This is a genomic window from Algoriphagus marinus, from assembly GCF_001936475.1.
Classification (GTDB): domain Bacteria; phylum Bacteroidota; class Bacteroidia; order Cytophagales; family Cyclobacteriaceae; genus Algoriphagus; species Algoriphagus marinus.
In genome coordinates, this window is sequence record NZ_MSPQ01000003.1 from 1 (window position 1) to 13,345 (window position 13,345).

At 38.7% G+C, this 13,345-nt stretch carries 6 protein-coding genes; 5 read left to right on the forward strand and 1 reads right to left on the reverse strand.

What is annotated here, in order from left to right; translation table 11 throughout:
* Positions 1–100: 100 nt before the first annotated feature.
* From BVC88_RS06810 to BVC88_RS06820, 3 genes are all read left to right on the forward strand, one after another.
* Complete coding sequence (locus BVC88_RS06810; protein WP_075349920.1) at positions 101–505, forward strand: sensor histidine kinase; 405 nt, start codon at positions 101–103, stop codon at positions 503–505.
* Positions 506–1,268: 763 nt separating this feature from the next.
* Entirely contained in the window at positions 1,269–7,442 is a 6,174-nt protein-coding gene (locus tag BVC88_RS06815) for a S8 family serine peptidase (protein ID WP_075349921.1), read from the forward strand.
* Positions 7,443–8,038: 596 nt separating this feature from the next.
* The gene (locus tag BVC88_RS06820) at positions 8,039–10,228 is read left to right on the forward strand and encodes a tetratricopeptide repeat-containing sensor histidine kinase (RefSeq protein WP_245803610.1); all 2,190 of its coding nucleotides are present in this window, start codon (positions 8,039–8,041) and stop codon (positions 10,226–10,228) included.
* A 127-nt stretch (positions 10,229–10,355) separates the two neighbouring features.
* Here the strand turns inward: BVC88_RS06820 and BVC88_RS06825 are convergent, their stop codons facing one another.
* On the reverse strand, positions 10,356–10,670 hold the full coding sequence (locus tag BVC88_RS06825; protein WP_075349923.1) for a hypothetical protein: 315 nt from the start codon (positions 10,668–10,670) through the stop codon (positions 10,356–10,358).
* A gap of 128 nt (positions 10,671–10,798) precedes the next feature.
* Here BVC88_RS06825 and BVC88_RS06830 point away from each other — a divergent pair, with 128 nt between their 5' ends.
* Both BVC88_RS06830 and BVC88_RS06835 read left to right on the forward strand, forming a co-directional pair.
* Entirely contained in the window at positions 10,799–12,961 is a 2,163-nt protein-coding gene (locus tag BVC88_RS06830; RefSeq protein WP_075349924.1) for a tetratricopeptide repeat protein, read from the forward strand.
* 31 nt (positions 12,962–12,992) lie between these two features.
* Entirely contained in the window at positions 12,993–13,322 is a 330-nt protein-coding gene (locus BVC88_RS06835; RefSeq protein ID WP_139316536.1) for a hypothetical protein, read from the forward strand.
* The last annotated feature ends 23 nt before the right edge of the window (positions 13,323–13,345 follow it).

Consider the following 13,345-nt stretch of genomic DNA (forward strand, 5'->3'; position numbering starts at 1 on the left):
ACATCTAAAACTATCGCTGGGTCGCTGACAGGGCTTCAATTATACTCTAAAATCTTCCCTTTTTCAATCAAACAAACCTAAGGTAGCTATCGGGATTAAATTGGAACTTGATCCTGATTTACCGAAAGTAAATGTGGTGGGATCAGATATCGGGAGGGTAATTCTCAACCTGGTGAACAATGCTTTCTATGCCGTAAACGAAAAAGCTAAATCAGGAATTGAAGGCTACAAACCTGAAGTAATCGTAAGTTCTAAGAAAACCGAAAATGGAATCCAGATTTCTGTAAAAGACAACGGCAACGGAATCCAGGACACAATTAAGGAGAAGATCTTCCAGCCTTTCTTTACCACAAAACCAACTGGGTCCGGAACGGGCCTAGGCTTGAGTTTGAGTTATGATATTGTCAAAGCGCATGGGGGTAAATTAAGAGTAGAAAGTTTCCCCGTCAGCGAGGCAGTTTTAGGAAGGGAAGGAAGTGAGTTTGTGATAGATTTACCGCTTTGATGTAAATTTTGCAACTATTATCAGATAGGATCTTGGAGGTTAGATTTTGATGCTGTCAAGTCTTGCAAATTCTAAACAGTTTTGTTTCATTTTCTAGGTCAAACAACCCTAATCGAAAATAGACTCGAAAAGAATTTGCCTGTATTAGGGGAAATTTACTTGGACTTCGTCCAAATTGAGTTTTAATATTCATAGAAATTGGGTTGCTTAAAGGGCTAAATAGTGTTTCAAAAGAGTAAACTATTTCTAAGATTCTAAAAGAAACAGTGAATTTTGAAATTGGTATTCTAATGGCTTAGATGCTATAATTATTGCAGAAACATAGCAATGTGAACGAGCTTAAGATTTTGAAAATGTCCGAATTGTAAGAGAGCAATTTCAAAATCAAAGATAAAATGGGGAAGAATAGTTGATGGAGATGGATGGACTAAATATGAGTGATCTTTGATTTAGTAAAACTCTGGGTTTGCGGATGGGGTTATATGCAGTTCTCACTTATTCATCAGATACCTTCAAACTCAAAAAAAAATCGAGTCAAATCTCATTTATCGCCAAATTGATTTGAAATTTTTTATTCTTCTCCAAAATAATGGTTATTAACATTTTGAAAAAAAAATTCATAACTTAGAAATGATTTTTATACCAAGTAATTTGTATTTTAATTAGGCAAAGGTGACTGATTCGTTCAGTAGTTGATTTTTTCTTTTTCGAAAAACTTTTGCTTTTACTGTGTTTAAATTCTTTAACGATAAACAGATTTTCAATGCGTACATTCTTCAAACATAGCACCGGGTTATTGATACTATTGCTTCTTGTGGCAAATTTTTCTTTTGCGCAATCTGTTAAACTTGAGCAGGGCCAGAATGGCGGGCTTGACCAAGTGCCAGTAAGCCCCGTAAACTGGGCTTCTGGTAATTCCAATTCCGGAAACAGCCATTTTTTTGAGGGACAATCAATTCCATATCGATTGACTATTTCAAAGTTAAAGGCAGGAAAGCATACGGTAGAAATTGAGTGGGATACCAGAGAAAAAAACAAAAGCGCTATCGATTACATCACGAATTTCGATAGAATCTGTGAAGATGTAATCCCAAGTTCTGGTAATCCAAGTTTTGGAGTAATACCGCCTCCAAATGGAATACCCCAACCTTCAGCCAGTTTTAATGAGCTTTCCGATGAAGAAAGAAAGATTGCCATATATGGAGGTACAATAGGTGAAATAAAGTATACGCTGCAGGAGAACAATTCTCTTACCAGCGCCATTACCAGATTAAGTATATCTTTTACTACCACGAGTGGGAATGGGGCGAATAATACTGTTGTTATTGCCTGGGGAGGCCATATCGCTAAAGCACAGGATTGGGGAGAAGGCAATTCAGCATCAAGTATAAACGGATCTCCATACCATACCAGAGTAGTTTCATTAGATGGAAAATCTGTAGGAAGTAGGAGCAGTTCCGTACAAGCCGCCTCAGAAGTTATTGACTTTGATACTGAATGTGTTATTCAAGGCGAAAGTGAAGTTTGTGCTGGTTCTACTGCATCTTATTCAGTACCTGATGGAGCATCCTCATATATTTGGACAGTTACGAATGGAGAAATAATATCTGGGCAAGGCACTAATTCAATTATAGTCAATTGGACAAGCTCCGGAAACATATCAGTGGATATAGACTTTGCGGGGGCTTGTTTCCCAACAGAATGTAGCCTCAACGTGACACTTAGCACTCCTCCTGTTTTGTCTGTTTTCGATGCAGTTTTGTGCAGCACTGAAAATGGAGGGAATACCGCCATTGCAAATTTAAATGATTATGTCACGGTCGATTTTGGAGACTTGGTTTTTACTCGAAATGGTCAGGAGATTGTAACTCCTGAGTCTGTTTTGGTTACTGATGGAGATGAAATAGAGGTTAGAGCAATAGGTAACTGTGGTAGCACAAAAACTTTTGATGTAACGGTGAATGATCGGCAGGTTTTTGGAATCTGCTCACAAGGAAAAGTATATGAACTAATAGGCTCTGAATTAAGTGCATTGAGTGAAATTTTTAAACAAGGTCAAACCGTTGAGACCAATGAAGTCTTCTATATCAGCGGAAACGAGGTGCTAATCGAAGTAATCTACTTTAAGGATAAATTTTCACAAGCAAAATCAATTTTGGAAAGCTTAGGTTTTGTGACTCCAACTGAAGCGGAATTAAAACAAGATCCGAATTCATTGATCATCGCTGGATTTTTTCCAATAAATAAGTTGGTGGATTTAAATCAGTACACAGAGGATATAAATTATGTGCGCCCTGCCATTCCACCAGTTCCCAATAAAGGTGCGACAACCACTCAAGGTGATCGGGTCATGCGATCCAACCTGGTAAGAGCAGGATATTCTCATTTTGAGGGGGACCAAGCCATTGACGGAACAGGAATTAAAATAGGGGTGATTTCTGATAGCTATGCTACTCGTACCGATGCAGGGGTCAATACTTTAGCAACAGATATTTCCAATGGGGACTTGCCTGAAAGCCTTTATTTTTTAAGAGACTTACCAAGCCGTTTTGGAAAAGGATCGGATGAAGGACGTGCGATGATGCAAATCGTTCATGATGTAGCTCCAGGTTCCCAGCTTGGTTTTCGAACAGGAGTAGTTACAGCAGGAGATTTCGCACAAGGAATCCGCGACTTAGCTGCAGCTGGTAGTGACATCATTGTTGACGATATCACCTATATCACCGAACCTATTTTTAGTGATGGAAGGGTGGCAAAAGCAGTCAATGAAGTTGCGGCAAATGGTGTTTCGTATTTTACCTCTGCCGGTAATTTTGGAAGCAAATCCTTTGAGGGTGTATTTAATCCAGTGACTGATTCGTCTATAGATTTACCACTTAATAGTGGAGCTTGGACGGGACTTGGTCGAGTGCATCAATTTAGTGGAGGTAGTACTACGCAGTCAATTAAAGTATTTCCAGGTCAAAATGGTCCTGCGGTCTATATGATAGCCCTTCAATGGGAAGATCCACTCTATTCATTTGATCAGACGGGAAGCTTATATGATCTTGATATTTATCTTAAAAATTATGGTGTTCCGCTATTTGGGTTTAATCGTGATAATTCCAATGGTGACCCAATTGAAATTCTTTCTTTTACAGTCACGGAAGAAACCACTATCGATCTTTTAATTGCGAGAGAGTGTGAAAGCTGTACTGACCTAGATTCCAACACAGGTATTAAGTTTAAGTACATTGTCTTCCGGGGTGAACTCGACCCGAATGATCCGAATGGAATAAATGCTTCCACAATTTTTGGACATGCAAATGCAGAAGGAGCCATGACGGTAGGGGCAGTACTTTATGCCAATACATCTGTTTTTGGATTTGACCCGACACTTGTTCCAAGTGGAGTTGCACCATTTACAGTTGCTACTTTCTCCTCCAGAGGAGGAACATTTACGAACGGCGAGCTTAGGGATAAGCCGGATTTTACTGCTCCAAATGGTGTGAATACTACTGTTAACTTGGGGGCGCCGAATTTAGAAGGGGATGACTTTCCAAACTTCTTTGGTACATCAGCCGCAGCACCACATGCAGCAGCAATTGCTGCATTGGTCAAGCAAGCCCGGGTCAAGTATTATCCTGGATCCAATCCTCAGGATTGGGTTGGGGGAGTTGGTACAAGTCTGCCAGTTGATATAAGAAGAGTATTAAAAACTACTGCACAAGACATGCACGAATCTGGCGATGATATCAAATCAGGTTCTGGACTTGTTCGGGCAGATAGGGCATTACTTTCACTTGCCGCACCAAATCCAGACAACATAGAACTGGTTTATGGAGAAGATATTAATCCTGGAGAAGTTGAATTTAAACTGAGAATAAACGGGACTAATTTATATGAAGGCTCAAATGTTTATTTGAGAGAGGAACTATTAAGTGCCACTTATGGAATTGATGATCAGGGTTTTGGGTATTTAGAAGTTACAGTTCCACCATTTGAAGGAAACCCAGGGGTCACCGTGGTCAATAATGCTATTTCAGATAGTGGACTTGACGGGGGAACTGCTGGTCCAGAGTTCTTCTTTGATATTGTAAAGAAAACTATTGCAATCCGGGCGGATGACTTTACCAAAATATATGCCCAGGCATTAAAACCATTTACAGCAAGTGTATATGAGCGAGCCGACAACGATTGGGTGCTGAGTCCGCTTACTTTGGAAGAAGTTGGACTTACTCTAAATCCAGATGATGAAAATAGTTCTTTGGTTCAGCTAGCGCTTTCGAGTCCAATCAGTGGTGACTTGGCAGATGTGGGAAAATATATCATTACAGCTTCTCATCCGCAAACCGGGTTTGCTTTTTCAGACTTTTACAATTACGTCGGAGTAATCCAAGAGGACGGAAATCTTTTCTATGACGGAACGAATAATGCTTTTGGAAACTATGGGCCTGGTATCATCACGGTTGAATCATTGCCAATTACGATAAAGCCTCAAGACCTGACGAATGAATCTGCTTTGAAATATGGCGAATCAATCAGTGATGCTTTAGAATTTGAGGTAATTATTCCTGACGATTTAATTGAATCCAATGGGGAAGTCAAAATATCTGATGTTCAAAGCTTAAAAGAGAATATTCATTCTCAATATTTATTAGATCTTGAATTAGCTAAACAGCCAGGAGATAATAGCCTGCCATTGGGAATTTTCAATGGAAGGACAATCATCAACAAAGATAATTTTATCAACAAGAGCTTTATGGTCAGTGGCCGTACCATAATCAATGGACGCACTATCATAAATGGCCGTACCATAATCAATGGACGCACGATCATTAATTCGGCATTTGACGTTCCTGGTGACTCTTTCCTAGAATACCTTGAAGATCAGGAAAGTCAGGAGCTTAAATCTGTAAGTATCAACGGCAGAACAATGATTAATGCGCGGACTATTATAAATGCCAGAACTATAGTCAACGGGCGAACAATTATTAACGGGCGTACTATAATCAATGCCCGTACGATTATTAATGGACGCACTATCATCAATGGTAGAACGATAATCAATAGCACAGGCGGTGAGGGAGAAGGTCCAGAAGATAACAGCTTGGTTATTTTCGGTGAAAAAGATCTTGAGCTTGCGGAAGAAGGTGAAAATGAGGTTATCGGGAAATATTATGATTTCGGTGAAGAAATCGGTGAAAATGATGATGATTTCAATCTTGAATTCTTCTCAATAAATATGGTGACAGGAACAGATGTTGGTCACCATTTCATCATTCCGGGAACATTTGAATCCAGAAACTTTACCGTGTCCTATCTGCCGGCAGACTTGACCATCACTCCGGCTACATTGACTGCTAAAACCACTGCAAGTCCTGATTTGATTGGATTTGGTGATACAGCACCGGAATATGCAACTGAATTCGATGGATTTGAAGTCAGTACAAGCTTCCTTGATCCTGATGGAAATGAAGTGAACTTGGAGGATGACGAAGAATCTGTAATTGAATCTGTTGATTATTCATTACTAGTAGGGGAATTATCGTTCCCAAGTATTGGCTTGATCCAGGCAGGTAGCTATGAAGTTGATCCTGATATCAGCTTTAAAGAGCCTTCCAATTATATCTTGGGCACCATTACTAGAGGGTTGCTTACTGTGGAAAAAGCAACGCCAACTGTTTCAATAACTGGTGGAAGGTTTGAATTTGATGGGGAACCTATAGAGGCGACTGCATTTGCATATGGAATTGGAGGGGAAGAAGATGTCCTTGACCAAAACCTTGTTTCCATAACGTACGAAGGGACCGATCAAACTACCTATGGTCCAACTACTTCAGCTCCGATTTCACCGGGGACATATAGGATAATTGCAAATTTTGCAGGAAATGCAAATTATAATCCTGCCAGTTCAGAATACGATGCATTGATCATAGTTGGTTGCGTCAATGCTGCGCCGGAAATCGGCGATTTTGAGACTGCAATGGGGGCTGGTAACACAAGTAACCCAGCAACTATAAAGAGACCTGCCAATACCCAAATAGGAGATTTGTTGATTGTAGGCTTGATGATTGAAAAAGGAAGTGGGCCTTCTATTACTCCTTTGGATAAGGATTGGGTACTGATAGAGCGGGTAAACCAGCGAAATCAAGTTGCGATGATTACTTATTATAAAGTGGTGAAAAGTAATAATGAGCCGGCGACTTATGGATTCCGAATTAATCAAGCACCAAAATGGACGATGGGAATTACCCGAGTTAGCGGTGCTGATATCAATCATCCTGAAGGACCTATTGTTGCATTCAGTGCGGCATCAGGATTTCCGGAATTAGTGGCAACAGCGCCTTCTTTGACAACCACTGACTGCAACACCATGGTGATGCTCTTCTATTCCAATAAGAAAAATGCAACATGGACACCACCAGCAGGAACTATTGAAGTTTATGATGATCCTAATAATCAGCAAGGTTTGACCTCAAATATGATGTCTTATTTTATTCAAAGTGAAGCTGGTAGAACTGGAGATTTAAGTGCTACTGCTTCAATCAGTGAAAATTGGGTAGCTCAGGCAATTGCAATAAGGCCGCTTGTGGTAGACTTGGAATCTGCTAGAATAAATCCATTGTCGAGCGAACTCATTCCGGAATTGTCAAAATCTGAAGAACTTTCTACCCTTCAGGATGAAGAAGTATTGGCTGAGCTTAAAGCATATCCTAATCCGGTAAAAGACAAACTTAATCTCCGACTAAGAGGCCTTGTGGAAGAAGCTCCAAATGAGTCTTCGCTGGTTCTATCAGATGCATTGGGACGAAGTCTTCCGTGGAATGGAGTCTGGCATGAAAATGAAAGCCGTCTGGAGTTGGATTTTTCTCAAATGAAAGTTGGATTTTATGTCATCAATATCAAAACCTTATATGGTGTGAAATCCATCCGTGTGATCAAAAAATCACAGTAGACGTCACAGCCTTTATATCTTAAAAAAGAATGGAAAAAATTCCATTCTTTTTTGTTTTAACTCCATTGGAACAAGTATTAAATTTGTAAGCATTTCAATATTTACTGGAGAATTTCAACTCGTAAACACTTAAAATCCAAGTTTTAGAAGTAGAATTCATTTATTTGAACTCTGAAAAATTACATCTGATTTTGAGTCATTTTAATCTAGTATTTAGCTCTTTCAAATGTTTTTGAGTCAAAGGATAATTGCCTTTTTTGTAAAAGATTTGATTATAAAGATTAAGAAACAGAAAATCTGTAAACCCGATTTTACTAAAAAAAGTAATCTTTGAATTGTTGGGAAAGATCAATGAATAGAAAACTGATAAATTAGTTTTTTCCTAATTGATCTTTCGGAGGGGCTAGGTAAAGGCATACTAGTCTGACTTGTTCCACCTCAATGTTTATTTTGCTTCCAAATCCATTTGTTAGGATGCAAGTTTGTTTATTGGCCAATTATATGGCATTTTTAAATTAATTGGGATGATATTAAAGAATACTCTCAATCTAAAGAAGGCAAAACAACTAGCTTTTACTAGGTATATGAACCAATACATGACTATTTTTAAATACATACTTTTTTTGTTGTCTTTTACCCTTGTAAGTGAAAGTATTTCCCAAACTACTCGAGCTGATAGTTTATTGAATGAGGCTGTGAACGTTGACGACGACAGTGTCAAAGTCACTCGTTATTTGGAATTGGGGCTGGAATTGCTCGGTTCAGATATAAATCGTGCGATCAATTATTTTGATGAAGCTATCCAAATCGGAAAAAGGATCAACTTCAAAAAAGGTCTAGCAAATGCCTATAATGCTAAAGGACGTGCGAATGCGCAACAAGGAGATTTTGTGGAGTCTATTTTAAACTTTCAAGAAGCTTTGAAGTATTTCCATGAGATTGAAGATAAAACGGGCGAAGCTAATATCTTGAGTAATCTTGGTTCCATTTATTATATGCTTGGTAATAGCACCAAAGCGTTGGAACTACATTTTGAATCCCTAAAGATTTCAGAAGAAATTGATAACAAATTAAGAATAGGAACTTCCTTTAATAATATTGGGACAGTTTACCTTGAAAATAAAAGTACAATAAGCGAAGCCCTGTCTTATTTCAAAAAATCCTTAGAAGTATTTCAGGGCATAGAAGAGAAGCAAGGAACTGCTACAGCGGCCATGAATATAGGGGAGGTATACTTTAAAGAATTGAACTATGATTCGGCAATCTATTTTCATCAACTGGCTTTAGGACTTTGTGATGGGACTATTGACGCTACCTTCCCTCTTACCCAATTGGGTGAGATTAATGGCGAATTAGGGAATTTCCAAAAGGCATTTGATTTTCACAGACGTGCTTTGGCAATTTCAGAGCGATTGGATGCCAAATTTGAATTGACGCAAGGACTAATCGGTTTGGCCAAGACACAGAAAATACAGAAGGATTTTGAAGGAGCCATCAGCACTTTCGAAAGAGCAAAATTACTGGCAATTGAGATTGACGCCAAAAATGAATTGGTGGATGTGTATTTAAGTTTGGCAGAGACTCAAGCCCTTGTTGGTGATTACAAGGCTGCCTATGAAAATGAAGTCAATGCAAAATTTGTAAAGGATGAAATCGCTAAAATAAGTACCGAGCGAATGATCCAACGGCTTCGATTGGAATTTGACTTGGATAAAAAAGAAGCTGAAATAGAACTCCTTCAAAAAGATACAGAATTAAAAAATGCTGCGGTATTCAACCAAAGGATAATCATTTTCGCGTCTTTAGGAGTTTTGTTAATGTTTGTTGGGATCAGCATAGTCCTATTCCGAAACAATCTGAGTAAGCAAAAAGCAAACCGCTTACTCCAAATACAAAAGGAAGAAATTCATACTCAACGAGAAAATATTGCTTCTGCGTATGATCAACTGAAATTAACTCAATCTCAGTTAATCCAATCTGAAAAGATGGCATCGATGGGCGAGCTCGCATCAGGAATAGCTCATGAGATTCAGAATCCTTTAAATTTTGTAAATAACTTCACCGAAGTCAGTGATGAGATGGTCGATGAGGTCTTGGAGGAACAGGGAAAATCACTGGAAAAAAGAGATGAAAAGCTGGTTCAAGATCTCCTTCGTGATGTAAAATCCAATCTTCAAAAAATCCGTAAGCACGGTTTGCAGGCAGATGCTATCGTTAAAAACATGCTTGAGCATAGCAAACAAGGTCAAGGAACTCGAGAATTAACGGACTTGAATTCGCTCGCCAATGGATTCCTAAGAATGTCCTATCATAGCTTTTTATCTAAGCTTAGAAATAGTGAGGATATGAATTTGGATATCAAATTGGATATCTCTACCGAGGATAATTTACCAAAGATCAATGTGGTCCCACAAGAAATTGGGAAGGTACTTTTGAATTTACTTAATAATGCCTTTTATGCTGTCCATGAAAGGATTTTGAGGGAGAAAGGTGGACCGACCTCCTTTCAACCGGAAGTAAAAGTGACTACGAAACGGATTACGAGGCCAAATGGTCAATCTGGCGTAAGCATCACAATAAAGGACAATGGAATAGGCATCCCAGACTCCCTCAAAGAAAAAATATTCCAGCCATTTTTCACTACTAAACCGACTGGTTCTGGAACTGGTCTAGGTCTTTCTCTCTCCTATGATATCGTAAAGTCACACGGAGGAGAATTGAGTGTAGAAAGCAAGGAAGGAGAGGGGACTGAGTTTATGATCTATTTCCCTATAAAGGATGTATAAATTGACTCTAAAAAAATCACCTTTCTATAACTCTAGGTCAATTCCTTGTTAATGAATTGACAATTGGTAGTTGAGAGAAAAAATGAGCCCAGAAAGAATAACCTCCTGGGCCAATATTTTTTTAAGATTATTCCCCTCCTCTAGTTCGAGCAGGATCTACAACCCTCGTCCTAGCCGGGTCAACGCCCCTTGTCCTAGCTGGATCTACCCCTCTTGTTCGAGCTGGATCAACATCACTTTCGGTTAAATTCTCGTTTTCCTCTTCAGTACTTTCTGATGAATCGCCCTGGTCTTGGCTTTCATCCTCATTTAATGAGATGGTACTGATTAATTCAGAATCTATATCTACAGTATCCTGTCGATTGGATACCTGAAATGATTCCTCCTGTGTTACAAAAAATAAGAACCAAGCATTACCAGTTCTAAAATAATTACGTTCCATGATCTTAGATTTAAAATACAAATTATATAAAATAAAGGTAGTTTTTTAAGTTAAAAATCCAAATTTTAAGGTTTCAAAGTTCGAACTGCTAAAACTCCGGCATTCGAAAAATTAATTGTGGTTTATTTATGAAAAGGCTTCTTGTAATTCATCCAGTTAGAACCAAACTGATTTTACTTTTTGTGTTCGCTTTTTCGGTTCTTTTTTTTGAGACACTAGAGGCACAGACAATTGAAAGCTTAAAAGAGGAACTAACCAGACTTTCTGATAAACCAGGCTATGCTAAGGATACAGTTTATCTTAATAAAGCCAATGAACTGGGTTTTATGCTTGCAGAGAGTAATCCAGACTCTGCCATTTTATTTCTTGATCAGCAAATTTTGCGCTGTCAGGAAGCAAATTATAAAAAGGGGGAATCTGAAGCATTGAAAATTTACGGAAACGCACTTCAAAACAAAGGCGAATTCGTGGAGTCAATTGAGTACTATACCAACTCACTTACTATTGCAAAATCGCTCTCTGATGAAAAATTAGTCCCGGGAATCTTAAATAATATAGGACTGGTTTATTATAACCTTGGAAATTATACTGAGGCTTTACATAATTTTTTTGATGCAATAAAAGGCGCAGAAACCACTGGTAATTTGAATGTAAAAGCCGCGGCCTTAAATAACGTTGCTCTGATTTACTTTGAGCAAGAGAAATTTGAAGAGGCCAAATCAAAATACAAAGAGATGCTTTCGATTTATCAGGGAATCGGAAATCAGGGCCGCGTAATTCTAGCATATAATAATATTGGTGATGTAGAACTCAAACAGAATAATCCAGTAGCTGCCTTAGAAAATCTTAAAATTGGCTATGCATCTGCACTGGATTTGCAAAGCCCTGAATTTATAGAAATGACTGCAAGGACTATGGCCGATATCTATGCAGCCATGGATAGTACGGAGTTGGCAGAAGAGCTATACCGACGATCCATCGCTATTGCTGAGGAAAAAGGATATGGGGTACCCTACTCGCATTCCCTGATAGGACTTGCAGAATTGTATTATAAAAATCAAAATTTTGAAGAAGCATCGATTTATGCAAATAAAGGATTGGAGCAAGCTGAGAAAATGGGTCAGACTACCCAATTGCGCAATGCAAATGAACTCCTTGCAAAAATCAATGAAGTAATGGGGAATTATCAGGCGGCACTGGATAATTACAAGCTTTTCAAACTGTACAATGATAGTATAAATACTTCCTTAGGGCAAAGGCTGGCTACTAGTCTGGAGGCCGAGTACGAGTTTTCCAAAAAAACATTAGAATTTGAGAAAGCTGCGATAAGGCAGCAATGGCTTACCTTTTCAGCTTTCGTGGGGTTATTTACTTTCTTGATTATTCTGTTTTTAGTCTATCGAAACCGAAACAGACTGGATAAAGCATACCAAACCCTTAAAGAAAAAAACAATGAAATTAAGAGTAAAAACGAAGAACTGGAAAATACTCTTGCTCAACTGAAGTTAATACAACTTCAATTGGTTCAGTCAGAGAAGATGGCTTCCTTGGGTGAATTGACGGCTGGCATTAGCCATCAGCTTCAGAACCCGTTGAATTTTGTGAATAATTTTTCTGAAGTCACTGCTGAGCTGGTAGATGAAATGAAAGATGAACTCCAGAAGGGAGACGCTAAGACTGCACTAGGGGTAGTTGACGATGTAAAGTCTAATCTTGGGAAGATCAATAAATACGGGCATCTCGCAAGCGGGATCATCATGAATATGCTACAGCATAGTCGTATTAACACCGGGCAAAAAGAATTTACAGACTTGAATGCCTTGGCTATTCAATATTTGAATTTGTCCTTTCATGGTATCAAAGCAAAGGATAAGGATTTTGTCTCTGAGTTCAGCCATACCTTGGACCCAAATCTGAAAAAAATCGAAATCATTCCTCAAGAAATAGGAAGGGTTTTGCTCAATTTGATCAATAATGCATTTTATGCCGTCAATGAGCGATTAAAATCTAATCCTAACTCATATCACCCACAAGTAAATGTGACTACAAAATGGCTGGGTGACGCGGTTGAAATCAGGGTTAGTGATAATGGAAATGGTGTGCCAGAGCCGATTCGAGATAAAATTTTCCAGCCTTTTTTCACAACTAAACCAACCGGGCAGGGAACTGGATTAGGTCTTTCACTTTCCTATGATATCGTCAAGGCGCATGGTGGAGAGCTGAGTATGATCACTCGAGAAGGTCAAGGAGAGTCCGGATCAGAATTTATTATTAAACTCCCTATAAATTGAAAAAGTAATTTTAAACCTAAACACCATGGGCATGGCTTTCAGAATTCTCTTAACTGTTATTGTCCTTGGATTTTTTGGAAGCCTGAATGCGAAGGAATATGGAATTACAGGCCTCGACTCGATTTCAACTCCTTATTCCGGACTTTTCGATTCGGATGAAATCTTACAGTTGACACTCAAAGGGAATATGCGTAAACCCCTTCATGATAAATCGCAAAAACCAAAATTTTATCCCCTGACGCTATCTTATCAGGCGGAAGATGATTCTGAGAAATCCCTTACTGTTGAAGTAAAGGCCAGAGGAAATTTTAGAAGACTTCGAGGAAATTGTACTTATGCTCCTTTGATGCTCAAATTTTGAGAGGATGAAGCTACTCAAGTCTC